The sequence below is a fragment of the Sporosarcina koreensis genome, assembly GCF_042655825.1.
Taxonomy (GTDB): domain Bacteria; phylum Bacillota; class Bacilli; order Bacillales_A; family Planococcaceae; genus Sporosarcina; species Sporosarcina koreensis.
In genome coordinates, this window is the sequence record NZ_JBHSNP010000011.1 from 393217 (window position 1) to 418162 (window position 24946).

Consider the following 24946-nt stretch of genomic DNA (forward strand, 5'->3'; position numbering starts at 1 on the left):
AAATTGTAGTTTGTATATAGGAAGTGATGCTTATGATGAATTGGATCAAATTCATCGCAGCTTTCCTTTTGGCGTTATCACTGATCATTATTGTCATCGTCTTTTATAATGCCAATGTCCCTTTTTCGGATGCAAAAGAAAAAGCGGAAGCGGATGCGTTGAGCTCTGGTGCTTTGAAGTCGGTTGAACGCACTGATATTTACAATGGTACCGTTTCGATGGTGACCGTATTTGGCAAGGATGACGAAGGAAATGAGAAAGCGGTTTTCATCGAAGGGAAAACAGGAGAAATCCTTGATGAAGTACTTATGAAAAATGGCACCGATGCCCAAGCCGCGATTGAAACGGTCAAGTCGGAACTGCCAGTGGAGAAAATCCTCCATGTAATCCTTGGCTTGGAGGATGGCCACCCTGTATGGGAAGTCGCATTTAAAGGTGAAAACGGCAAATTGAATTATGTATATGTCTTTTTTGAAAATGGCGAATGGTTGAAACGGATTTTAAATCTTTAAGATAGATTCGTTTACATTCGGTAGATGAAGGGACAAAAGGGAGCGATTCAATTGACAAAGAAGTTAGCAGCGCGGGTGAGTACATTATCACCCTCTACAACTCTTGCCATTACGGCAAAAGCAAAAGAGATGAAGGAGTCGGGCATCGACGTCATCGGATTAGGGGCGGGAGAACCTGATTACAACACTCCTGAAAACATTTTGGAAGCGGCTTATCAATCCATGAAAGAAGGCAAGACAAAATATACGCCTTCCGGAGGCCTTCCTGCATTGAAAGATGCGGTCATCGCCAAGCTGAAGAGAGACCAACAGTTGGATTACACAAGGCAGGAAATCATGATCGGCATCGGGGCAAAGCACGTCCTATACACGTTATTCCAGGTCCTACTGGATCCAGGCGACGAAGTGATCATCCCGACACCGTATTGGGTAAGCTATCCCGAGCAGGTGAAACTGGCTGAAGGAGTTCCTGTATTTGTAGAAGGGACATCTGAATCCCACTTCAAGGTGACGGCCGATCAAATCCGAAATGCAATCACTTCCAGCACTAAAGCTGTCATTATCAACTCACCGGGAAATCCGACTGGGATGATCTATTCTCGCGATGAACTTCAACAAATTGCTGATGTTTGTCAAGAAAAGGATATTTGGATCATCTCGGATGAAATCTATGAAAAGCTGATTTATGGAAATGAGAAGCATATTTCGATTGCACAGCTTTCGGAGGATGCGAAGAAGCGGACATTCATTATTAACGGAGTTTCCAAATCGCATTCAATGACGGGATGGAGAATCGGATATATCGCGGGTGATGCAAAAGTTGTCGGAGCAATGACGAACTTGGCTAGCCATTCGACATCCAATCCGACGACGACTTCACAATATGCAGCGATAGAAGCGTATGATGGCCCTCAAGATGCAGTGGAAACAATGCGTAAGGATTTCGAATCACGCCTTGAACGAATTTATCCTCAGCTGGCGGCAATTCCAGGATTTACAGTCGTCAAACCACAAGGTGCTTTCTATTTGTTGCCGGAAGTTACGGAAGCAATGAAAAAGACCGGCTTTTCAAATGTGGATGAGTTCGCCTCGGCACTTTTAACAGAAGCGAAAGTGGCAGTCATACCGGGATCCGGTTTTGGTTCACCTGAAACGATCCGATTATCCTATGCGACTTCGATTGATCTGCTTGAGGAGGCGGTAAAGCGCATCCGTTCATTTGTAGAAGCTAACTGGAAAGAATAATAGTCATACTCACGGAGGTACTTATGAAAACAATTATGATCCACGAAATGCCCGATCACGTAGGAGAAACTGTCCGGATCGGAGCATGGCTTGCGAATAAAAGATCGAGCGGAAAAATCGCTTTTCTGCAACTTCGGGACGGTTCAGGATTTGTCCAAGGCGTTGTTGTCAAGGATGCTGTAGGGGAGGATATTTTCGCCAAAGCGAAATCGATTCACCAAGAATCTTCCCTTTATATCACAGCGGAAGTTACGGAAGATGAGCGTTCATCATTCGGAGTCGAGCTGCAAGTGAAAGATATCGAGATCATTCACGAAGCGGTCGATTACCCGATCACACCGAAAGAGCATGGAACTGAATTTTTGATGGATAACCGTCATTTATGGTTGCGTTCCCGTAAACAGCATGCGGTCATGAAAATCCGGAATGAAATTATCCGCTCAACATATGAATTTTTCCATATGAATGGTTTTGTCAAAATAGACCCACCGATTTTGACAGGCTCTTCACCGGAAGGAACTACGGAATTATTCCATACGAAATATTTCGATGAAGACGCTTATTTATCCCAATCCGGGCAACTCTATATGGAAGCGGCAGCGATGGCACTTGGGAAAGTGTTTTCTTTCGGCCCTACGTTCCGCGCGGAAAAATCGAAAACACGCCGCCACTTGATCGAGTTCTGGATGATTGAACCTGAAATGGCTTTCGTACAACATGAGGAGAGCTTGGAAATCCAAGAGCAATATGTATCTCATATTGTACAGTCCGTATTGCAAAACTGCCCATTGGAACTCGAGCGACTTGGCAGGGATGTTTCGAAATTGGAAAAAATCCAGGCGCCATTCCCACGAATCACTTATGATGATGCAATCAAGTTCCTACATGAAAAAGGCTTTGACGATATTGAATGGGGCGATGACTTCGGTGCGCCGCATGAAACAGCGATTGCTGAAAGCTTTGATATGCCTGTGTTCATAACACATTATCCGAAAGATATTAAATCATTCTATATGCAGCCGCACCCGGATCGCGATGACGTCGTCCTTTGCGCCGATTTGATCGCCCCGGAAGGATATGGAGAAATCATTGGTGGTTCAGAACGTATTTACGATTATGAATTGATGAAGCAACGGATTCAAGAACATAATCTCGACGAATCCGCTTACGAATGGTATTTGGATTTATGCAAATACGGCGCCGTTCCGCATTCCGGCTTCGGACTTGGACTGGAACGGACGGTTGCGTGGATTTCAGGCGTGGAACACGTAAGGGAAACAATTCCTTTCCCACGTCTATTGAATCGACTTTATCCTTAATTGACACAGATTTATTAATAGTGAGGTGTTCGGCATGAAAGATGAAGAACGGCTCCGTATTTGGATTGAGCAGGGAAATGTCACCATTTCCCAGCTCTTTTTTCAGCACTATAAAGCATTGGATATAAAAGATGTCGACGCTGTGCTTCTATTGCAGATGTGTGCATTTCAGGCGGATGGTTCGCAATTTCCTACACCATCCGATCTTGCTGAACGAATGCATCTTACGGAGAATCAAGTATCCGAAATCCTCCAGCGTTTCATGCAACGCGGATTGCTGGAAATCCGGCAAGGCCAAGATGAAAACGGAGTACTCTTCGAACAATTTTCAATGCAGCCATTATGGAACAGGCTTTTGAACTTTGTGCTTACGGAGCAGAACGTAAAAGAAGAGCAAAAGGACAAAGACGAAGAAGGCGAAATCTTTACGTTGTTCGAGCAGGAGTTCGGCCGTCTTTTATCTCCGATGGAATGCGAAACGATTACGATGTGGTTGGATGAAGATGGACATGCTGTCCAGATCATAAAGGCCGCATTGAAAGAGGCTGTCCTTGCCCAAAAACTCAGTTTGCGCTATATTGACCGGATACTTTTCGAATGGAAAAAGAAAAGAGTTAGAACATTGAATGACGTGGAAAAGCAATCCAGGTCGTTCAGGACATCAATGATGCGTCCGGTTCAAAATCAGGAAACCGTCGTTAAAAAGGTTCCTTTTTACAATTGGCTGGAAGAACGGGAATAGGTGATTGCATATGTTGACGAAGAAACAATGGGAAGCCTGTCTTGAAGAATTCGGCAAGATGTTTCCCGATGCTCATTGTGAGCTGGTGCACGAAAATGCTTTCGAGCTGCTCGTCGCCACATTGCTCTCCGCTCAATGTACGGATGTACTCGTGAACCGTGTTACTGCGGATTTGTTCAAAAAATATAAAACGCCGGAAGATTATTTGGCAGTCGATATAGAGGAGCTTCAAAACGATATTCGATCTATCGGTCTGTATCGGAACAAAGCGAAAAATATTCAAGCATTGAGCGCGCTCTTAATCGAAGAATTTGATGGTGAAGTGCCGGCGGATAGGGATGTTCTAACGACTTTTCCAGGCGTTGGCAGGAAAACAGCCAATGTTGTTGTTTCCAATGCATTCGGTATCCCTGCTATGGCAGTTGACACACATGTTGAGCGTGTAGCCAAACGTCTAGGCATGAATCGATGGAAAGACACCCCTCTCATGGTGGAGGAAAAGATCATGCGATGGACGCCTATGGAAAGATGGACAGATACGCATCATCAGATCATTTTCTTTGGACGATATCACTGCAAAGCCCAAAATCCGGCTTGCGGTGAATGTCCGCTCCTGCCGTTGTGCAGGGAAGGGAAGAAACGGATGAAAGGCATTGCATAATTCCGAAATAGACAGGAAGGAAATGCTTTATGCCTTCTGGAACAATTGGCTTGATATGAAAGTAGGCATAGAGGAAGCCTATAAACATAAGAATGCTGAAGCCGCCAATATGATGGACAAGGCAATTGAAAATTATGTGAAAATGCTGGGGACTTTTATGCGCGTTGATTCTTCTACTAAATCATCCATTGAACCATTAAATGGCGAAGAACGGCTGCAATTCATCCAAGATAAAATAAGCGTTTATTTTGCTTTTGTGCAGTTGGATACTTTATACACCGAGGCAATGAAAAAAGCAGTGAGCCAGTTGGCAATGAGAAAATAAAACGGGGCTGTTCAGAAAATCAATGAAAACTGACTTTCTGGATAGCCTCCTTTTTTTCCTTGTATAATTATCAGACGGTTTTGTTGGCGTTTCAGGCGGTTCTTACGAGTTTTCCGGCGGTTCCGTTGTTACATCAGGCGGTTCCGCAGATTATCAGGCGCTTCAAGTGTGCGCGAAAAGTTATGTTTTGCTCGAGTCCCAGCAGGTTATACTCGAGTTTGACACGATTATGGCAAAATCCCCGACAGTTATGCTTATCTTGTGACTTAGGATCCACCTTGTTAAACAATAAAAGGGCTGCCCAAGTAGTCATTTTGACTTCCTGGACAGCCCCGTTTTTATTTATCTTCCACTGCCATCATCGGTTCCGTCGCCCGAGCCGTCACTTCCTCCCGTTCCCGGATCGGTTGTCACATCGCCAGAAGAGCCAGTTCCGTCCCCGGTTGTATTATCGCCATCTCCTTTGTTTCCATTATTGTTATTGCCTTTGTTTCCGTTATTTCCGTTGTTTCCACTATCGCCTGTGTTACCATTATTATTGCCATTGTTTTCGTTATTTCCGTTATTATTTTCCCCGTTGTTCTCGCCGTTATCAACATTTCCATCTTGGTCATCCATCGACGGATCATCTTCCGTTTGGCCCTCTATGAGAAGGGAAGTGGAAACTGTACTGCTTTCGATTTCACCTGAAATTGCCTTAACGTAGAAGACGTATGTGCGACCTCTCTCGACTCCGGAGAACGTCACATTATTTTCAGAAGTCGTCGTCATGTTCTGCGGCTCACTTCCGTCCACTGAGACGGAAACATTGAATTGCACTGGTTCTGGAAGCATATAGGCATCAGGATTGTCATATGACCAATTTAATGAGACAGAGTTTGACTCTGCATCATATTGTGCGGACAAACCGCTTGGCGCTTCCAGTTCGGTAATGGTTTCTTCAGCCATTTCGGTCGGTGCCGTTCCTCTTACGAACAGTTCTTTGCTCTTCAACGAGTCCGGCGTTGAGTTGCTCGCTAGGATTGGCGGATTAGATCCTTTGACGATGACTGCCTCTTCAACGGAACTCGGCTGCTTGAAGCGCGGTGTGTTCTTTCCGGCCACAAGATCAGTCATCACTGTCCTGAACAGTATTTGCGGCACATAGCGGCCTCGATCGTATGTTGTAATCGGAGTTTTAAAGTCTTTATAGCCGCCCCAAACGGAAATTGTGTATTCCGTTGTATAACCGGTGAACCAGCTATCCGGTACATCGGTATTTTTCATTCCTTTTTCTTTCATCGTGGCTGCATCATAGTTTGTCGTACCTGTCTTACCGGCCATATCCAGTCCTCGGACGTTAGCCGTCTTTCCGGTTCCATAAGTGATAACGTCCCGCAAAATATCAGTCACCATATAAGCGGTGGAATCTTTCATAACCGTCTTAGGATCCGGTGCCAAATTACGATCGGAGCCATCGCGGTAAATGATCTTTTTGACCGCATGAGGTTTTGTGTAAATACCGCCGTTGCCGAAAGGAGCATAGGCTCCAGCCATTTCAATTGTCGAGAATTCAGCATAATCACCGCCAATAGCAAGCGCAGAAGTCATTTTATCATATTGAAGCCCTAGCTTGCCCGCAAAATCACGAGCTCGTTTTGTTCCTACTTCTTCAAACACTTTGATGGCCGGAATATTTCTTGATCGGTACAAGGCTTCTCTCATTGTAATTGGACCCATGTATTTTCCATCGACGTTTCGGATCGATATATCTGTGCCTTTGTATTTATATGGTTCATCATTAAGGATATGTGCTGTTGACCAGCTTTCATTTTCGATAATAGGACCGTAAGATAGGATTGGTTTAATTACAGAGCCGGGTTGTCTACGGCTGGAAGCAAAGTTCCAATTTCGTCCGGTGAAATTCCTTCCGCCTCCGATTGCGACTATTTCTCCGGTTTTTGTATTAAGTACAGTCATTCCTGCTTGCATCTCATCGGATTCATAGATTGACGAGTTGATTGCTTTTTCTACAGATTGTTGTGCAGATGGGTCAAGAGCAGTCTGGATAGTTACGCCTTCTGCAAGAATATCCATCATGCCGGCTGATTCCAATTCATCCAATACGATGTCAATGTATGCAAGATACTTGGAATCCTTATTTTGTTTGCGTTGATCCTCCGGAAGGAGTGTTTTCGTTACAGGGATCGCTTTTGCCTTCTCCATCTCGTCCTTCGTTATTTTCCCGTGTTTGTACATAAGGCTGAGGACAGTATTCCGACGTTTTTCAGCACGTTCTGGATTTTTAAACGGATTATAGCCGTTCGGAGATTGTGGCATCCCTGCCAACAACGCCATTTCATGCAATTCAAGCTCATTCAGATCTTTACCGTAGAATTCTTTTGCAGCTGTCCCGATCCCATATATGTTGCCAGACATGAGGATTTTGTTAAAGTACATTTCGAAAATCTGTTCTTTTGAATACTCATTTTCAAGCTTGAAGGCGAGCCACGCCTCCTGTGCTTTCCGCTTCAATGTCTTTTCCTCTGATAGGAAAGAGTTCTTGATGACTTGCTGTGTTAGCGTCGAAGCTCCTTGTGATCCGAAGCCGCTTCGGAAGTTGGCAAGCACTGCGCCGCCCAATCTCCAGAAATCCATTCCATGGTGTTTGTAAAAGCGGATATCTTCGGTTGCGAGGATGGCATTTTCCATCTCTTTCGGGATTTTATCGTAAGGGACGAACTCCCGGTTCTCGGCTCCGAATTTCATAATGATATTTCCGTTCCGGTCAACAATATCTGACGTGAGCGGATCCTTCAATAGATTTTCATCAAGGTCTGGCGCGCTGCTCGCATAGAATGCAAACAGTCCTGCTCCGCCAACCAAAACTGCAATACCGAGCGCGACGATGCCAAGAACTACTTTCTTTATAATGCTGTTGCCATTCTTCTTCTTGTTATTTTTTCCGCGCTTCCGTTCCGCTTCCATCTGCTGCCGGCGGGCTACGCGGGATTTTTTTTGATCACTCATAAGTTTTCCTGCCTTTCAATTGTTTCTTCGAATGCGGGTTTCAAAAATGAATCCAAAGCGGCCAAATAGTCTAGCCGTGGATTGAAGCCTGCTTTAATCTCTATGGATATCTCTTCCATTTCAGAAAGTGTAATAGATTTCCTTCCTCCTGCTATCATTCTTTCCCACTTTTTTTCGAAGTACTCGTAAGGAATGATAAAATAGCGGTCAAGAACTGTGAATTTCACTAACAGAAACGCGATGCCTGCTTGCTCAGTCACTTTTTTCATATGCTCAACCTGATGATCGTGGATATTTTGCAACGGAAAGGAAGTCGTATTCTTCGTCTCCTTTGCTTCAAAGTCAATATATTTCCCTTTCCAAACCCCATTATAGTCAGTTGTGGAAGGAGATCTGAAATATGCTTCAGTTATGACGGCTGCACTTCTGGCGGGGTATTTCACATGCACGATTTGGATAGGGACCGGCTTTTTATGGATGACGGCTTCATTGTTGGACAAATAATATTCATTTGTCTCGTTTAATTCATCCTCTAACGTTTTCCCTCGGTTGCTGAACGATAGATTTTTTTTATTCACTCGGGCAGAGCGTTGTGCCGGAACATATTTTTTTCCGTTCGGATATCGAATTGTCATACCTACCACCTCGCATTTCCTATCATACCATAATGATTAGACGGATTATCACTCTTAAAGTTCCGCGGAAATATTGTCCAAATAGTTTTGAAGAATGCACGTTCGTTAGAGATTGGTGTCCACCTACAGTTTTTGATAGACTATAGGTAAGACTTCGGAAAGGAAGAGATCAATTGTTAACCTTAATAGAGAAAACCGAACGGCTCCTTTCTGTATGTGAAGAGTGCTTGGAAAGACTCCCGGCGATGCGTGAACTGGATCAGGAGCCGGATTTTTTTACAGAAGTGAAACCTTATGCAGATACAAACCATAGATTACTGGATGAATGGACGGAGGAAATCCGAACGTTGATTCGGGAAAAAAGGCCGAAATATGTTCATCTTCATCAAATCGAATCTTTGAACGAATCAATGAAACAATTCATCGTCCAATCTTTTTATGCGAAAACAGGAAAAAAACGTTTTGTCCTTTCTATCAATTCTGCGACGTATACATTTAGAACGGTTTTGGATGAATTGCAACGTAAAGGAGGGGAGCAAGGATGAAGAGGACGAGCGTCCGTGAAACAGTGGATCGTTTCTTATCCGCCCCTGAACTATCCTCCAATATTCGCCACTATGAAAAGATTGCAGGAAAATCTGCCGAATACTCATCGTTTCCGGACCAGCTTCATCCATCCATTGTGAAGGCATTAGCCGAAAAGGGGATTGAACGTTTATATAGTCATCAGCGTGAAGCATTCGATCTAGCCACCTCAGGCAATTCCATAACGGCAGTCACGCCGACTGCTTCAGGTAAATCTTTATGCTACCACCTGCCCGTCCTGCAAAGCATTTTAGAGGACGAGTCATCCCGTGCGCTTTATTTGTTTCCGACAAAGGCGCTTGCACAAGACCAGTTGGCGGATTTGCATGAATTAATCGAGGCGAGCGGGGAGACGATCCTCAGCTACACATATGACGGGGATACGGCGCCTGGATTGCGTACGAAAGTCCGGAAATCGGGCCATATCGTTTTGACCAACCCGGATATGCTGCACTCGGGCATTTTGCCACATCATACGAAATGGGTTTCCCTTTTCGAAAATTTGAAGTATATCATCATTGATGAATTGCATACGTATAAAGGGGTTTTCGGAAGCCACGTTGCCCATGTAATCAGAAGACTGAAGCGCATTTGCAATTATTATGGATGCGATCCGACCTTCATTTGCACATCAGCAACGATCGCCAATCCGAAAGATCTTGCCGAGACGTTGACTAATTCACCGATGCGTCTCATTTCCAAAAACGGCGCTCCTTCAGGCGTCAAGCATTTCATTTTCTACAATCCGCCGATTGTCCATAAAACATTCGGTATCCGGCGAAGCGCAATTCTTGAAGTGAGGGATATCGCGTCGTTTTTGTACCGGGAAGGGGTTCAAACGATCATCTTTGCAAAGAGCAGAGTGCGCGTTGAAATGCTCGTTACGTATATGAAGGAATTGACGAAGAAAAAACTGTTTGATCAGACGATAATGGGCTACCGGGGCGGCTATTTGCCATCAGAACGGAGGAAAATCGAAAAAAGGCTTCGGGATGGGGAGATTAAAACTGTGGTGAGCACAAATGCGCTTGAGCTCGGCATCGATATCGGCCAATTGCAAGCTTGTATCATGACCGGCTATCCGGGGAACATCGCAAGCGCCTACCAACAGGCAGGAAGAGCGGGAAGAAGGCAGGATGATGCACTAATCATCTATGTCGCGCAATCGATGGCACTCGACCAATACATTATTCAGCATCCTGAATACTTGTTAGGCCAAACGCCGGAAGAAGCGAGGATTCATCCTGACAATATGCTCATCCTCATGGATCATCTGAAATGTGCGTCCTTTGAATTGCCGTTCACGATGACGGAAACATACGGGGAATTCGAAGTCCAAGAGCTGCTCGCTTTTTTGGAAAGCGAAGGGGTGCTCGTCAAAACATCCGACAAATGGCATTGGATGACGGATCGATTCCCGGCTAGCGAGATCAGTCTCCGTTCGGCTTCCCAAGAAAATGTCGTAATCATCGACAAAACGATTCCAAAAGGAACCGTTGTAATCGGGGAAATGGATCGCTATAGCGCAATGACGTTGCTGCACGAAGAGGCGATTTATATTCATCAAGGCAAGCAGTACCAAGTCGAAATGCTTGATTGGGAAGAAAAAAAGGCATACGTCACGGAAGTCGATGTCGATTATTATACCGATGCAAATTTGGCTGTGGAATTAAAAGTGATCAGTGAAGACGAAAGTATGCAATTAGGGGAAGCAGAAGTTGCGTTTGGAGATATTGCAGTTTTGGCGATACCTACGATTTTTAAAAAGATCCGTTTCGATACACACGACAATATCGGATCGGGTCCAATTTCGCTGCCCGCTGAGGAATTGCATACATCATCGACCTGGTATTCATTCGAGGCACCTGACGGATGGAAGGAATCCGATCTGACGGACGCGCTGACGGGCGCTGCTTATGCAATCCAATCATTCATTCCGTTATTTGTCCGTTGCGACCGGTCGGACATCCATGTCGTTCCACAAGTGAAAGCGATCCATACGGGCAAACCGACAATTTTCATTTATGACAGTTATCCTGGAGGCATAGGGTTAAGCGAGAAGCTTTACGGTAGGTGGAGTGAGCTACTAAACCGAACTGCTCAACATGTTGCAGGCTGCGTCTGTGAATATGGCTGTCCGGTGTGTATTGGCGCCCAAGAAGAAGGTGTTAAAACGGTTAAGAAGAGCGTTAGTGCATTACTGCACGCATTCGCGAATTAAAAAGGGGGATTGGAGCTCTGTCACCATGGCTTCAATCCCTCTTCTTCATTTAATTATGTTTTTCTACTATAAGATAACCGAACCCCTAACCAGGTAACACCGCCTTAACTTAATTTACTAATATGCAGTAGGCAAAGATTACTTCACGTCAATCTGTACTGATTGATTTAGAACGGTAATTCGATATTTACCGCTTTTCTTCAAAACGATGTCACCTGTAAAAATACTTACTTTTTTTGCAGTTGAGGACTCTATAAAATCTGTTCTATCAGAAAATGTAAATACTTTTTCAGTACCATCTTCTAGATTATACAAGCTAAGCTCTACTTGCTCAGGCAGATTTTCTCCTTCAACTTCAAGGTTCACATCCTCAAAAGTCCCTGCCACCAAATCTTCCTTCGATATCATTAGTGTGGCCTTATCAATCTCCACATAAGGTTCCTTCACATAGACTGAGAATTCTCCAAAGGTTTCATCCTTGTATATGAACTTCAGATTCCAATATCCTTGCTTCACAAAAGGCTTAAAACTTGTTAAAGCGTGAGCATCAGAGCCGTACATTCCATTACTTAATGTGAAAGAAGCCATTTCCTGAGTATAGCCGCTGTCAACATGCACACCCTCAATTTTCATATCCTTATTAACAAGATCATCCGGATTGCCCCAAAGATAAACCATTATTTTTGCTACACCTCTATAATCTTCTGCAACCAAGTCAACTGGTAGTAATAAACTCACTTTTCCAGGTATCCCATAGTTTGAATCTAGATATATTGGCTGTCCTGCTTCGTTAAATAGAGCGAAATATTCACCGATCTCGGCTTTTTCAACACCTGCCGAGAAATGAGTTTCAGGCAGTTCCATATTCACTAAAAATAACACAGGAGCAATCATCAATATTGTAAATAGAGCCCCCAACAAACCAACCCGCTGAAAAGGAAAGCTAAATCTTCTACTAGGATCTTTTTGCTCCCGAATCCTCTTAATAATGTTGTTTTTTTGCTCCCCGTTCAGTTCATAAGCAGGGAATTCCTTTATCTTCATAAGAAGCTCTTTATCTGAAAGATGGGTCAACTGGTTCATCCTCCTTTAAAGTTAAATTTAGTTTCTTCAATGCACGATGAAAAGTGACATTTACTTTATTATCAGTCCATCCCAATACTTGGGCCGTCTCCTGGGCAGACAAATCGGCAATCCCTCTAAGGAGGATCACATCACGGTAATTTTTTTTCAATGCATTGATAGCCTCTAATAATCGGGCGGATTCTGCCTTTTGGATAATAATCTCTTCCGTGATTGCTAATTCGCTTCCGGAAGTTTGCCGTAACAGCTTATCCTTAAGGTTATGCCAAACACTTCTTTTTCTAGAAAAATCAATAGCTGTGTTACGAGCAATACTGATTAGCCATGTCTTTGGGTTAGATTCGAACTTAAAGCTCACGAAGGACTGAAAAGCCTTTAAAAATGTTTCCTGTACTAGATCCTCCACATCTTTAGATCCTGTGTAATACACCAAATAATTGGTAATGTCTTTTTCATATTCATGAAACCATAGTTCCACTTGCCGGCCGGCATCCATCGCTTTACCTCCTTTTATAATAAGACGGAGTTTTAAAGTCTATCTTACAGTTTTACTGAGAGTATTTTAAGATAATTCGATCACATAGATATAATGAAAAATCACTATTGGATTAATAGTGGTATAGTTTAGGAGTAGCGTTTTAAGTGATTATTAAGTATATGGAGGAAATAATGAGTACACATTTGTATTTAACAAGACACGGAGAAACTGAGTGGAACCAAAAAAGGCTTATGCAGGGGTGGAAGGATTCGCCGTTAACAGATAAGGGAATAGCACAAGCAAGTCAGTTAGCGCGAAGATTGTCTACTGTGAGATTCCATGCTGTCTATTCAAGTACAAGTAAAAGAGCCATCCAAACAACTGAAATAGCAAAAGGTGAAAAAAACCTTGAGGTTATTAAATATGATGATCTAAGAGAAATGTCTTTTGGCAAATGGGAAGGCAAGACTCAGGAAGATAACGAAAAGGAGAATCCGGCAGAGTGGATGACTTTTTGGGAAACTCCACACTTGTTCAGTAATGAATCAATAGAGCCTTTTTTAAAAGTTCAAGAAAGAATGGTTGCCACAATCAATAAGATAGTGAAACAGCATCCATGTGAAAATATACTTGTCGTTACACATTCTATTGCGCTCAATTTACTGATGGATTACTTCGAAAAAAACGAACTGAAAGATTTATGGTCAACTCCAGCTATCCCTCCAACAAGCTTAACTTTGGTAGAATTTCAAGAAAACAATCAGCAAGAGGTAATATTTAAGTATGATACCTCACATTTAGACGAGTTCTCGCGTTAATCTATTGATCATCGTAATCGTCGTAAAAAGTCTCAAATCAATACTTCATCCAAATAATTTATTTCTATGTTACGATATCGATAAAAGAAAGAATAGAAGGGGGGAAACCGATGTCGTATGAAGCGAAGATGATGGAAATGAAGAAGCTGCTGAAAAAGAAAGCACCTAAAGCCGAAGAAAAGGCCCAAGCTCCGAAGCGTGAAACGCCTCCGTCGCCTCCTTATGAAAACAGATGGCTCGCAGCTGGACTGACAAAGGAAGAAAATGAATTTGGCGTCGTCTATAAAAAGACTGTCGTCTATGAACCGGATCATCGACATGGAAATTATGCACTTTCTGGTTTATTGGACACAGTGGAAAGATGGCGTGAATCAGAGGAGATCCATCCTCTTGCGCCGGATTTTACGCGACCTCTCGTATTTTTCGATACAGAGACGACCGGCTTGAAAGGCGCTGGCACGCTCATTTTTCTTATGGGCTTCATTGAATATACGGACGAAGCGTTTACATTGACGCAATATGTGCTGCCTGGACCTGATCATGAAGCGGCGTTCCTCTATGCTTCCGACCTGTGGAAGACACCGATGTCGATTGTCATGTATAACGGAAAAAGCTTCGATATGCCGCAAGTGCAGACGAGATGGACGATGAATAGAAATGTGCTGCCGCAATTGCTGAAGCATACCGAAATCGATCTGCTGCATGGATCGAAAAGGATCTGGAAAAATGAAATGGACACCTTTAAATTGACGGCGGTTGAGGAGGAGCAGCTCGACTTCTTCCGTGAAGGCGATATTCCCGGACATATGGCGCCGATCATCTACCAAGATGCAGTGAAAAACGGCCGGGCCGAGTTGCTGATGAAAGTCTTGCTTCATAATGAATGGGATATCCTTTCCCTCGTCACTCTGTATATTCGTTCAACGGATCTTCTATTACAAGGCGATACGCTTTCATCTGCAAATGCGCAAACGAATATCGGGAAATGGTATACGGACTTGAAATCGTTTAGCCGAAGCAAAGATGTCCTTATGGATGTCATAGCAGAATACGGGTCGGAGGAACCCAAGGCGCATTTTCATATCGGTTTCCTTCTGAAAAAGGAAGGGCTGCATGCGGAAGCTATCGAATCATTTACAATTGCCGCTGATGGTTTGGAGGGAAGGGAAAAAATCATCGCCTTTGAGGAATTGGCGAAGCTTTTCGAACATAAAATGAAAGAGCCGGAAAAAGCCCTTCATTACACAAAAGAAGCAATCCGCAATCTGTATCAAGAGGAGGACGTGACAAACCGTTTCAAAGTACGGATGGGAAATGAATTTGCTCATAGGGAAATAAGATTGAATAGAAAGCTATTTCCCGGGTAAGCGCAGTAACCGACAAAATCCTGCTTTACAGCCGAAATAGAAAGACAAAGTTGTACAAAATATGCTATACTTGCGACATGTAAACATAGATGGAAGGGCGTCATTAGATGGAAATAAAACTTGATTCTAAATCGATACTTGAAAAGGAATTTAAAACAGGTTTACGCGGATATAATCAAGAAGATGTGGATCTTTTCCTGGATCAAGTCATCCAGGACTATGAAGCTTTCAAAAAAACGATATCAGAGTTGCGTATGGAAAATGAGAAGTTGAGGGATGAACTTGCTTCAGCCTCCAAACGTCCAGCGGCAACGAATGCCAATACTACAAACTTTGACCTGTTAAAAAGGATTTCCAATCTGGAGAAGCATGTATTCGGCAGCAAATTGTACGACCACGAATGATTTCATCAATTGCGTAGAAGAAATACGTTGATATTTGTCGAAAATTGCAGTATACTATTATAACCATAGCGTGAATTCAGGTAATCGCTGCAACGACAGTTGTAGAGGAAAGTCCATGCTCGCACGGTTCTGAGATGACCGTAGTGTCCGTGCTCGGTGAAAAAATAAGCCGAGGCTTTGCGCATTGCGCATTGACGGCGGGGATAAGTCCTAAGTGTGCTTTGCACATATGGGCGAGGTCCCCTGAAAAGTGCCACAGTGACGTAGCTGATCCGGAAACGGATCAGGTGGAACGCGGTAAACCCCACGAGCGAGAAACCCAAATTATGGTAGGGGCACTCTTCTGAAGGAATTGAACGGATGAAGGGACAGACATTGTCTGTAGATAGATGATTACCACCCTAAGTACGAGGCGCAAGCCGTTTGAGTACACGGGAACAAAACATGGCTTATCGAATTTACGATGGTTCAACATAACAATCAATGCTCTCCTACTCGTTTGGAGAGCATTTCTACGTTATTGGGATATGAATTGATTATTAAGTCATAACACAAACTACATAAGATTAGATTACTAATTGTGGTTGCTGTTGCTTGGAGTGAAAGCGCGAGACTCCTGCGGGAATAGCGTTAGTCGAAGACCCCGCAGGAGCGTAGCGACGAGGAGGCTGAGGCAACGCCCGCGGAAAGCGAGTGCTGGAACGGAAAGCAACAGCCTTTTCCATTAAGATATTCAGACTACATATAGACATGATCAGAATTGGAGTTGGTAATGCATGACAAATTATAAATTGGTCGCCACATCCGCCATGGGGCTTGAATCGATTGTTGCGGATGAAGTGAAAGAACTCGGCTTCCAGACGAAAACCGAAAACGGGAAAATCTATTTCGAAGGCGATGAAACAGCAATCGCCAAAACAAATATGTGGCTTCGTGTTGCGGACCGCGTACGCATCATCGTTGGCGAATTCACAGCGACTACATTCGATGATCTTTTTGAACAGACGAAATCCCTTCCGTGGGAACAATATTTACCCGTAGACGCTAAATTCCCTGTATCGGGCAAATCGGTGAAGTCGACATTGTACAGCACACCGGACTGTCAGGCAATCGTAAAAAAAGCAATCGTAGAACGGTTAAAATCAGCATATAATCGAATCGGCTTTCTCGATGAAACAGGTCCTCTTTTCAAACTTGAAGTATCCATATTGAAAGATAAAGTCACATTGACTATCGATTCAAGCGGAGCGGGCTTGCATAAACGCGGCTACCGAGTCGGTCAAGGTGATGCGCCAATCAAAGAAACGATGGCTGCAGCACTCGTTAAATTGACGCGTTGGAATCCCGACAGACCGTTCGTTGATCCGTTTTGCGGTTCCGGAACGATTGCAATCGAAGCGGCCATGATCGGGCAGCAAATCGCGCCTGGCTATAACCGCGATTTCAGCAGTGAACAATGGCCTTGGATGGAACAGGCGATTTGGGACCGTGTCAGGGAAGAGGCGGAAGATCTTGCGAAATATGACCAGCCTCTTGATATTCAAGGTTTTGACGTTGATCCGAAGATGATCAAGATTGCCCAGCAAAACGCAGTGGAAGCGGGCTACATGGATTTGATCCGGTTCGAACAGCGCGATGTTAAAGATTTGACTGTTGAAGGTTTGAACGGCGTGCTTGTCGGAAATCCTCCTTATGGGGAGCGATTGGGTGAAATTGAAGAAGCCGAGGAACTTGCACGGGTCGTCGGCCATATAATGGATAGGTATCCATCATGGTCTGTCTACATGCTTTCTTCATTGGAAAACTTTGAGACGATGTACGGGAAAAAAGCGACGAAGAAACGAAAGTTGTTCAATGGTTTCATCAGAACGGACTTTTATCAGTTTTGGGGTCAGCGAAAATAAGAAACAGATTTGACGGAAGAGGTCCTGCCTCTTCCGTTTCCATGTGCGAAAGGAAAGGGGAGCGCAAATGAAAAGGAAAATGCCATTTTCATTAACTAAAGAAAAATCATTCTATGAATCCTTGAATGACTGGATTGGCGATACATTATATGACGATTTGACCGAAAAGGGATTCGAATGCAGAGATGAACAAATCTATATGGCATTTCAAATTGAACAAGCGCTGAAAGAAAAAAAGGTCTTGCTTGCAGAAGCAGGCGTCGGAACAGGGAAGACAATCGCCTATTTATTGCCTGCAATTGCTTACGCGAGATATACAGGCAAACCTGCCCTCATTTCCTGTGCGGATGAAACGTTGATCGATCAGCTTGTGAAAGAGGAAGGCGATATCCGCAAAATCAGTGACGCATTGCAAATTGATATTGACGTCCGTCTTGCTAAAGCTAGGGATCAGTATTTATGCCTGAAGCGATTGGATGAGGCTGTAGATGCCTCAATGGAGGACTTTGCAGAAAATGTCCATAGCAGCTTGCCGGATTTCGTCAACGGCAACGTCTCGCTGCAATCGGTCTTCCCGTATGGAGAACGATCGGACTATCCTCACTTGAACGATGAACAATGGAAAACGATGAATTTCCATCCTATTCAACAATGTGCGGCATGCGATATCCGAAATCGATGCGGCCAGACGATCCACCGGAATCATTATCGCGAAGCGGCAGATTTGATCATTTGCTCGCATGACTTCTATATGGAGCATATTTGGACGAAGGAATCGCGGAAGCGCCAAGGCCAATTGCCATTGCTTCCAGATGTATCGATGATCGTGTTCGACGAAGGGCATCTGCTCGAGTATTCCGCTCAGCGTGCGCTAACGTATGAAGTGCAAAATCATACGTTGCTTAATTTATTGGAGAGGATTATGGTCGACGGTGTCCGGGAAGAGACGTTGCAGTTGATGGAACGACTAATAGATGTTCACGAACATTTTTTCCGTCTGCTGAAATCGGCAACGAATGATAGCGCGGATGAACGGAAAGCGATCCGGAAAAGCGGGGAAATCCTTTCTGTCGGTAGGGAAGCGATCTCCATCTCGACCGCTTTGCTGGAAGAATTCGTGTTTGAAGGCGAATTATATATCATTCCGGAATATGATTTGAAAATGGTCGAAGAATACTTGGAGCAGTATATATATTCCATGGAATTATTCGTGTCTGAGAATGATGCTGTCGACTGGCTGGAAATGGGCAAAGATGGGATGACACTGATCATCATGCCGCGTCTCGTCACGGATATTTTGAAAGAAAAGCTGTTTTCCGCCAATATGCCGATTGTTTTCTCGTCAGCCACACTTTCAGTCGGACAGGATTTCTCCTATATATTGGATAGTCTTGGCATCGAAGACTTCCTTTCGTTTTCAGTGGAATCGCCTTTCGATTACGAAGAAAAAATGGAAGTCATCGCCGCTGATCTCGGCGAAGGAGAAAAGCCGAACTATGTGCTCGACTTGCTGAAGGACGGCCAACAGACTTTGCTGCTGTTCAAATCGGAACAATCGATGAAGGAATTCCAAGCAGAGTTGAATGAAGAACAAAGAAAAGGAATCGCATTTGAAGGCGAACGGGAGTTGTCGTCAATCATCCGTGAGTTCCAACAGAAGGAAATTTCCGTGCTTTGTTCGTATCATCTATGGGAAGGCCTGGATATTCCGCAAGATGCCCTGACTCGGGTCATCATTTACGATCTGCCGTTTCCTCCTCACGACCCTTTATTCGACGCACGCAGGAAACATGCGGAAAATCCATTTGAAGAAGTGGATTTGCCGTTCATGCTGCTTCGACTGAGACAAGGGGCCGGCCGACTCATTCGGACTTCGGAAGACTATGGTAGTGTGCATATCCTGTTGGAAGGCCTTGAACAGGAAATGAAAGAAGTGATCGACGGAATTTTTCCGGTAGATCTTCAGACGTTCGTTAAGAAATAATAACTATAAGCTGTCTTTTTCATCGGGAATCCTCGATTAAAGACAGCTTTTCGTATACATAAACTTCGAATTTTCAATATAAATCGATTGATTAAGAAAAATGGTATAGTGGATAGAGAATGTTAGGAAGGATCGAATATTATGTTTGATAATAAAGAGATTTTGGAACGAACAGCTATTTACGGTCATTTATTCAACAATAATCACGATGAAGAACGTTTAAGAAAAGCAGCTTCTTTAGCTCGGAAATTAGTGGATGAAGAGTTTGTCATAGGATTCGCAGGTCATTTCTCCGCCGGCAAATCCTCTATGATCAATGCGTTGACAGGCGAAGACTTTTTACCGACAAGTCCAATCCCGACGAGCGCCAATATTGTCAAAGTGAAGAAGAGCGATGAAGAATTTGCGATTATCCATCGGACAGACGGCTCTTTAGTGAAATATAAAGGCCCTCACTTCTTCGATGCCATCAAGTCTTTCAGTAAAGATGGAGCAGAGATTTCCCTTATCGAAATCGGACATCCAGCATCCAAATTACCAGAAGCGATAACGGTCATGGACACACCTGGAGTCGATTCGACGGATGATGCCCACCGCCTGTCGACGGAATCGGCTCTGCATCTCGCCGATCTCGTTTTCTACACGATGGACTATAACCATGTCCAATCGGAGCTGAATTTCAAATTCACGAAAGAATTATTGCGTTATAACGCCAATGTCTATCTGATTATTAACCAAATTGACAAGCATCGGGAAAGCGAATTGCCTTTCGAGGACTTCAAAAAATCCGTTGAAGATTCTTTCAAGCTATGGGGCGTCGAGCCGAAAGGGATCTTCTACACATCCTTAAAGTCCGATCACCTTCCATTCAATGATTTTGAAAAGGTGAAAGGCATTGTCGAAGGCTCGATTGTCAATTGGCAGGATCATTTTCTGGAAAACGCCGAACAATCGCTTTTGAAATTGAAAGAGGAACATATGGCATTTTTGGAAGAGGAGAAAGCCGATTGCAAATCGGCCTATGCCGACATCGTTTCGGACGTTGAATGGAATGATTACGAAGAACTTTCCGTGGAATTGAGCGAGCTGAAGAAGCGTGCGTCCCTTCTTTCGGGAGATGAATTTTATGCCACTTTCGAACGGGAACGAAATGATTTGCTGCGCAACGCTTCCGTCAGCCCTTTTGAAACGAGGGAGCTGCTGAAGGACTATTTGGAGTCGAAATCTTCGCGATTCAAGGTTGGCCTATTATTTGGCGCCAAAAAGACTGCGGAGGAGAAAGCGAGGAGAAGGGATTCCCTTGCTTCCAACCTGTCAAACCTGATACATACACAGATTGAAGTACATTTGAAGGCACTAATGAAAAAGTCGCTCAAAGATGCCGGGCTGATGACGGATGAGCGTTCCATTGAGATCGACGAGATGGATATGGCAATGCCTTTCGAAGTGATTGACGCTCAGTTCAATGTTTCGGATGTTGTCACGGGAGAAACTGTTTTAAATATGGCAGACCAGATGAAAACAGCCATCCAGCAATTTTTACGCAAACGGACCGATGATTGGAAACAAGAAATGTCCGATTTGGCCGCATCCGCAGGCAATGAACAATCGGAGCCGCTGCTTCAAACGATTCAGTCGCTTGAACAAAAGTTGTCTGCCATTGCCCAAGTGAATGAGATCGAACGTAAACAGGCTGAATTTATTGATAGCCTAGCCGCTCCAACTGCCAAACTGAAAGCGGCAAGCGAATCTTTGCTTAAGCATTGGGAGAAAAAAGCGGATATCGAAACGATTGAACTCGATGACCTGGAAACGGCAGCAAGCGTCACAGAAACAGTGGCGGTTAAACAAGAACAGACAAATGATCGTGAAGTTCATCCGACCCGGTCTGACGCGGAAAGTGTCATCGAAAATGCATTGCATATTGCGCAGTCGGTAATGGATATCCCTGGATTTTCAGAGATGGCCGATTATTTGCGGAATAAAGCGGAACGTCTTTCCGATCAGGAATTCACAGTCGCTTTATTTGGAGCATTTAGTGCTGGAAAATCATCATTCTCCAATGCCTTGATTGGCGACCGGGTATTGCCGGTTTCACCTAATCCAACGACAGCTGCCATCAACCGGATCAGACCTGTAGCGGCAGGGAAAGAGGATCGAACAGCGGATGTTCATTTGAAAACGGCCGGCCAGATGACCGAGGACGTTGCATTTTCATTCGAAGCGCTCGGAATGCCGATTTCATCGTTGGAAGAAGCGTTCAGGAAAGCTCATGACGTCTTAGGGAAAGAGCTGGAAAACGAAGGCCTGCACATCCATAAAACATTCATCCGTGCATTCCAGACGGGCTACCCGGTCTATAAGGATAGACTCGGAACCGTCATGAACGTCGAACAAACCGAATTCACCCGATTCGTGGCGGAGGAGGAAAGAAGCTGTTTCGTCGACTCCATCGATTTGTATATCGACTGTCCTTTGACGAGGCAAGGCATCACTTTGGTCGATACACCGGGAGCGGACTCCATCAATGCCCGGCATACCGACGTTGCGTTCGATTATATTCGGAATGCGGATGCAATCCTTTTCATCACTTATTATAATCATGCCTTTGCACGAGCTGACCGTGAATTCCTGATCCAGCTCGGTCGGGTGAAAGATGCATTTGAATTGGATAAGATGTTCTTCATCGTCAATGCAATTGATTTGGCGAATAATGAAGAAGAAGCGCAAACGGTCCTTTCATTCGTTGAGCAGGAATTGGCTGCTTTTGGAATCCGCCATCCTCGTGTTCACGGTATTTCCAGTTTGCAGGCATTGGAAGCGAAGCTTGGTGGCCGTCAGGATAGCTCCATGGAAACTTTTGAACAGCACTTCAGCCATTTCTTGAAGGATGACTTGAAAGGGCTTGCCGTCCAGGCATTGGAAGAAGAGGCGGCTAAAGCCGTCAATCGCTTATCGATATTGATTGAACGTGCGGAAGTGAACAGGACACGTAAGGCAGAGCGCCTAGTGGAGCTTGATCGCTTCGAACAGGAGGTACGGGCACGTTATGCAAACGGTTTTGCAGAAGTGATCCGTAAAGCTTCCAACAATGAATTGAATGAATTGGTTTACTATATTTTACAGCGGGTATTCCTTCGTTTCGGGGACTTCTTCAAGGAAGGCTATAGTCCTTCGACATTCGCCAATCATCCTGCCGACAAGGCGCTCATGATGGCACTTTCCGAAACAGTACAGATGGTCGGCTTCGATTTGACACAAGAATTGAAAGTGACCAATTTACGTATGCTGAATTTCATGAATAAGTTATTGAAGGAGCGGGAGCGTTCGGAAGTGCGGTTCCTTTCGGAAAAAGACAGTTCCATTTCCCCGTCTCCGTATGAGCCGGACGATGCTGAGATGCTGTCATTTGCTGCACCTTTTGATAATCCCGCCCATTATAGAGATGTCAACCGTTCATTCAAAAACCAGAAGTCGTTTTTCGAAAAAGGGGATCGTCTCGTATTGAAAAACAATCTGGAAGAACGTTTGAAACAAGATGCTTCTATCTATTTGGGCAAGGAAAAAGAACAAATCGAGCTTTGGGCGGAGCAGTGGATCGAAGCGGAAGCGGAAGGGCTGAGGCTGCATTTATTGAAACAAAGCATCAAACAGATCGATTCAGAACGATCTCTCCTGCAGGATACGGAGCAGCTGGACGAATGGCGCTCAATTCATGAAAAAATCAACTAAAGGGGATGAGTTGAAATGAGTGAAGTTTTCAAGTCGATCAATGAAGTAGATGTTCAAGACATAAAATGGATCGATGCACGTTTTTCATTACAGGACAACGAATTGGGGAGAAAAAAGTTTGAAGAAGGGCATATTAAAGGTGCAATGTACTGGGACCTCGAGGATGACCTTTCTGATATGACGAAGAAAACCGGAAGGCATCCATTGCCCGATAAGGAGACGTTGACAGCATTATTCCGGCAAAGCGGTTTGGAGCTCAATGACCGGATATTTGTCTACGATGATGGCGGCAGTCCTTTTGCGGCAAGGGCATGGTGGGTGCTCCAATACGGCGGATTCAAAAACTCCTTCATTCTAAAGGAAGGCTTTGCGGAATTGGCAGCGATGGGGATTCCAGTCTCTGAAGAAGCGGATGTCCCTGAGCAATCGAATTTCGTCCCCATCTGGGATGAATCGATTTTTGCTCCCCGAGAATACGTCGAAAAGACGGTCGCCGGGGAAACCGGCACCGTATTGTTAGACGCTCGTTCTGCTGAACGGTACCGCGGCGAAGTCGAGCCGATTGATCCGATTGCTGGTCATATTCCGGGAGCGCGAAATTTCGACTGGGAACAGTTAAAAAAAGATGGCTCCTTCAACTTGGATAGTGAAGTGGGCAAACAATTATCAGAAGTCGTTCAGCATGATGATGCAGTTGTCGTGTACTGCGGAAGCGGTGTAACAGCCGCTCCGTTATATGCGATGCTGAAGCAGCATGGCTATGAACATGTGAAGCTATATGTAGGTAGTTACAGCGACTGGCTTTCAAGGGAAGTCGTTGAAGTGGAAAAAGGGTAAACGAAGGCGGTGCGGCAGTACAATGCAATATGCAATTTTTGGGGATGTTCATTCTTCCAAAGCGGATTTGGAGGACGTTCTTTCCGATATTAAAGAACGGGCTCCCGAGGCTGTTTTGATCAGTACCGGGGACCTGTTCGAATGCACGATCAGCAAGCGCTTTGTGAATGAGCGCACGTATAGCAGTTTTGACGAAGTGATGATATTGCCTGAAGGTTTTGTGGAGTTGCTTACTTTCCCGTCAGTGAAAGGGAACCAGGAAGAACGGATACTGCTCATTACGGAAACGGATGACCCTTTGCTCGGAATGCTTTCCGCAATGCCGGAAAGAATCGAACTTGGCGAAGTGGAAGTGATCCATGGCCATCAGTGGAAGTGGGGAGGGGAACCGTGGTCGTTAATAGAAGCGGAAGTATCGAAAAACCTGACATTTTACGGTCACAGCCATCGTTCGGGGATGCTGCGCAATGGCATTGAAAATGAGACCATCCTTTTTGATCAACCATATGATGTGAAGGACGGTCAAACGCTTATCAATGTCGGTGCTGTCGTTTTCGATAAGGAATGGGTACTCTACGACGACATGCAGGATACTGTTACTTTTATGAAGGTGAAGTAGGATAAGGAGCATTTGCCGGCCGGTGAATGCTTCTTATCAATTCCCTTGTTTTTGAATAGCTTCCCTGGCAAGGGCATCCGCGGCGCGATTTTCGGTGTCCGGTATCCACTTAATGAAAAAGAAGTCGAATGTTTTGGCGATGGATAGGATTTTATCCAAATAGACTTTATGGATTTCGTTTTTGACATATTCATTTTCCACTGCGGAGACGACGGCTTTTGAATCCGAACGGGCAGAAACGATTCCCGTTGTCAGTTTTGCTGCTTCCTCCATTCCGCGTAGAAGGGCAAGGAATTCAGCTGTATGGTTGTTCGTCGGCTCGATTGGTTCGGAGAGTTTGACTATTTTACCCTCACCTTTGATGTATATTCCGATGCCGCTTTTGCCCGGATTTCCGGCACTTGCGCCATCTACGTACAATTCGATCATATCCCATCTCTCCTTATGTTTGTTGCAACCCGCTGAA

The 24946-nt window shown here is 44.5% G+C and carries 21 protein-coding genes and 1 other RNA gene; 17 read left to right on the forward strand and 5 right to left on the reverse strand.

The window, feature by feature from the left end; translation table 11 throughout:
• Nucleotides 1-32 precede the first annotated feature (32 nt).
• The 6 genes from ACFPTP_RS08595 to ACFPTP_RS08620 are packed head-to-tail and all read left to right on the forward strand — an operon-like array spanning nucleotide 33 to nucleotide 4804.
• Nucleotides 33-512 carry a cell wall elongation regulator TseB-like domain-containing protein gene (locus tag ACFPTP_RS08595; protein WP_381443626.1) on the forward strand — a complete coding sequence of 160 codons (480 nt, stop codon included), beginning with the start codon at nucleotides 33-35 and terminating at the stop codon, nucleotides 510-512.
• Between the two features lie 24 nt (nucleotides 513-536).
• Nucleotides 537-1757, forward strand: coding sequence for a pyridoxal phosphate-dependent aminotransferase (locus ACFPTP_RS08600; protein ID WP_381443628.1), 1221 nt, complete (start codon nucleotides 537-539; stop codon nucleotides 1755-1757).
• A gap of 23 nt (nucleotides 1758-1780) precedes the next feature.
• The gene (asnS, locus tag ACFPTP_RS08605) at nucleotides 1781-3076 is read left to right on the forward strand and encodes an asparagine--tRNA ligase (RefSeq protein ID WP_381443630.1); all 1296 of its coding nucleotides are present in this window, start codon (nucleotides 1781-1783) and stop codon (nucleotides 3074-3076) included.
• 34 nt (nucleotides 3077-3110) lie between these two features.
• Nucleotides 3111-3818, forward strand: a complete 708-nt coding sequence (locus ACFPTP_RS08610) for a DnaD domain protein (RefSeq protein WP_381443632.1) — start codon at nucleotides 3111-3113, stop codon at nucleotides 3816-3818.
• Nucleotides 3819-3828: 10 nt separating this feature from the next.
• A complete protein-coding gene (gene nth, locus ACFPTP_RS08615; protein WP_381443634.1) occupies nucleotides 3829-4479 on the forward strand; it encodes an endonuclease III in 651 nt (216 codons plus the stop codon).
• The gene (locus tag ACFPTP_RS08620; RefSeq protein WP_381443635.1) at nucleotides 4472-4804 is read left to right on the forward strand and encodes a YpoC family protein; all 333 of its coding nucleotides are present in this window, start codon (nucleotides 4472-4474) and stop codon (nucleotides 4802-4804) included. The genes nth and ACFPTP_RS08620 overlap by 8 nt, the downstream gene beginning before the upstream one ends.
• A gap of 342 nt (nucleotides 4805-5146) precedes the next feature.
• Here the strand turns inward: ACFPTP_RS08620 and ACFPTP_RS08625 are convergent, their stop codons facing one another.
• Both ACFPTP_RS08625 and recU read right to left on the reverse strand, forming a co-directional pair.
• Entirely contained in the window at nucleotides 5147-7813 is a 2667-nt protein-coding gene (locus ACFPTP_RS08625) for a PBP1A family penicillin-binding protein (protein WP_381443636.1), read from the reverse strand.
• A complete protein-coding gene (recU, locus tag ACFPTP_RS08630; RefSeq protein ID WP_381443637.1) occupies nucleotides 7810-8448 on the reverse strand; it encodes a Holliday junction resolvase RecU in 639 nt (212 codons plus the stop codon). The genes ACFPTP_RS08625 and recU overlap by 4 nt, the downstream gene beginning before the upstream one ends.
• 173 nt (nucleotides 8449-8621) lie before the next feature.
• Between recU and ACFPTP_RS08635 the strand changes: the two genes are divergently transcribed.
• Nucleotides 8622-8993, forward strand: a complete 372-nt coding sequence (locus tag ACFPTP_RS08635) for a YppE family protein (RefSeq protein WP_381443638.1) — start codon at nucleotides 8622-8624, stop codon at nucleotides 8991-8993.
• Nucleotides 8990-11254, forward strand: coding sequence for a DEAD/DEAH box helicase (locus ACFPTP_RS08640; RefSeq protein WP_381443640.1), 2265 nt, complete (start codon nucleotides 8990-8992; stop codon nucleotides 11252-11254). Before ACFPTP_RS08635 ends, ACFPTP_RS08640 begins: the two co-directional genes overlap by 4 nt.
• A 138-nt stretch (nucleotides 11255-11392) precedes the next feature.
• Here the strand turns inward: ACFPTP_RS08640 and ACFPTP_RS08645 are convergent, their stop codons facing one another.
• Both ACFPTP_RS08645 and ACFPTP_RS08650 read right to left on the reverse strand, forming a co-directional pair.
• Nucleotides 11393-12328, reverse strand: coding sequence for a hypothetical protein (locus ACFPTP_RS08645; RefSeq protein WP_381443642.1), 936 nt, complete (start codon nucleotides 12326-12328; stop codon nucleotides 11393-11395).
• Complete coding sequence (locus tag ACFPTP_RS08650) at nucleotides 12309-12833, reverse strand: RNA polymerase sigma factor (RefSeq protein ID WP_381443643.1); 525 nt, start codon at nucleotides 12831-12833, stop codon at nucleotides 12309-12311. Before ACFPTP_RS08650 ends, ACFPTP_RS08645 begins: the two co-directional genes overlap by 20 nt.
• A 173-nt stretch (nucleotides 12834-13006) precedes the next feature.
• Here ACFPTP_RS08650 and ACFPTP_RS08655 point away from each other — a divergent pair, with 173 nt between their 5' ends.
• The 9 genes from ACFPTP_RS08655 to ACFPTP_RS08695 all read left to right on the forward strand — a co-directional run bounded on the left by ACFPTP_RS08655 (nucleotide 13007) and on the right by ACFPTP_RS08695 (nucleotide 24480).
• Nucleotides 13007-13633, forward strand: coding sequence for a histidine phosphatase family protein (locus ACFPTP_RS08655; RefSeq protein ID WP_381443644.1), 627 nt, complete (start codon nucleotides 13007-13009; stop codon nucleotides 13631-13633).
• 110 nt (nucleotides 13634-13743) lie between these two features.
• Nucleotides 13744-15000, forward strand: a complete 1257-nt coding sequence (locus ACFPTP_RS08660; RefSeq protein ID WP_381443646.1) for a ribonuclease H-like domain-containing protein — start codon at nucleotides 13744-13746, stop codon at nucleotides 14998-15000.
• Nucleotides 15001-15107: 107 nt separating this feature from the next.
• Nucleotides 15108-15404, forward strand: a complete 297-nt coding sequence (gpsB, locus tag ACFPTP_RS08665; protein WP_381443647.1) for a cell division regulator GpsB — start codon at nucleotides 15108-15110, stop codon at nucleotides 15402-15404.
• 72 nt (nucleotides 15405-15476) lie between these two features.
• An RNA gene (rnpB, locus tag ACFPTP_RS08670) (RNase P RNA component class B) lies at nucleotides 15477-15861 on the forward strand.
• Nucleotides 15862-16180: 319 nt separating this feature from the next.
• A complete protein-coding gene (locus ACFPTP_RS08675; RefSeq protein WP_381443649.1) occupies nucleotides 16181-17308 on the forward strand; it encodes a THUMP domain-containing class I SAM-dependent RNA methyltransferase in 1128 nt (375 codons plus the stop codon).
• 67 nt (nucleotides 17309-17375) lie between these two features.
• Nucleotides 17376-19292 carry an ATP-dependent DNA helicase gene (locus tag ACFPTP_RS08680; RefSeq protein ID WP_381443650.1) on the forward strand — a complete coding sequence of 639 codons (1917 nt, stop codon included), beginning with the start codon at nucleotides 17376-17378 and terminating at the stop codon, nucleotides 19290-19292.
• 141 nt (nucleotides 19293-19433) lie between these two features.
• Nucleotides 19434-23024, forward strand: coding sequence for a dynamin family protein (locus ACFPTP_RS08685; protein WP_381443651.1), 3591 nt, complete (start codon nucleotides 19434-19436; stop codon nucleotides 23022-23024).
• A 15-nt stretch (nucleotides 23025-23039) separates the two neighbouring features.
• Nucleotides 23040-23861, forward strand: a complete 822-nt coding sequence (locus tag ACFPTP_RS08690) for a sulfurtransferase (RefSeq protein WP_381443652.1) — start codon at nucleotides 23040-23042, stop codon at nucleotides 23859-23861.
• A 22-nt stretch (nucleotides 23862-23883) separates the two neighbouring features.
• Nucleotides 23884-24480 (forward strand): metallophosphoesterase family protein, encoded by a 597-nt coding sequence (locus tag ACFPTP_RS08695; RefSeq protein ID WP_381443653.1) that lies wholly within the window; start codon nucleotides 23884-23886, stop codon nucleotides 24478-24480.
• Between the two features lie 36 nt (nucleotides 24481-24516).
• Here the strand turns inward: ACFPTP_RS08695 and ACFPTP_RS08700 are convergent, their stop codons facing one another.
• Nucleotides 24517-24909 carry a ribonuclease HI family protein gene (locus ACFPTP_RS08700; protein WP_381443655.1) on the reverse strand — a complete coding sequence of 131 codons (393 nt, stop codon included), beginning with the start codon at nucleotides 24907-24909 and terminating at the stop codon, nucleotides 24517-24519.
• Nucleotides 24910-24946: the final 37 nt, after the last annotated feature.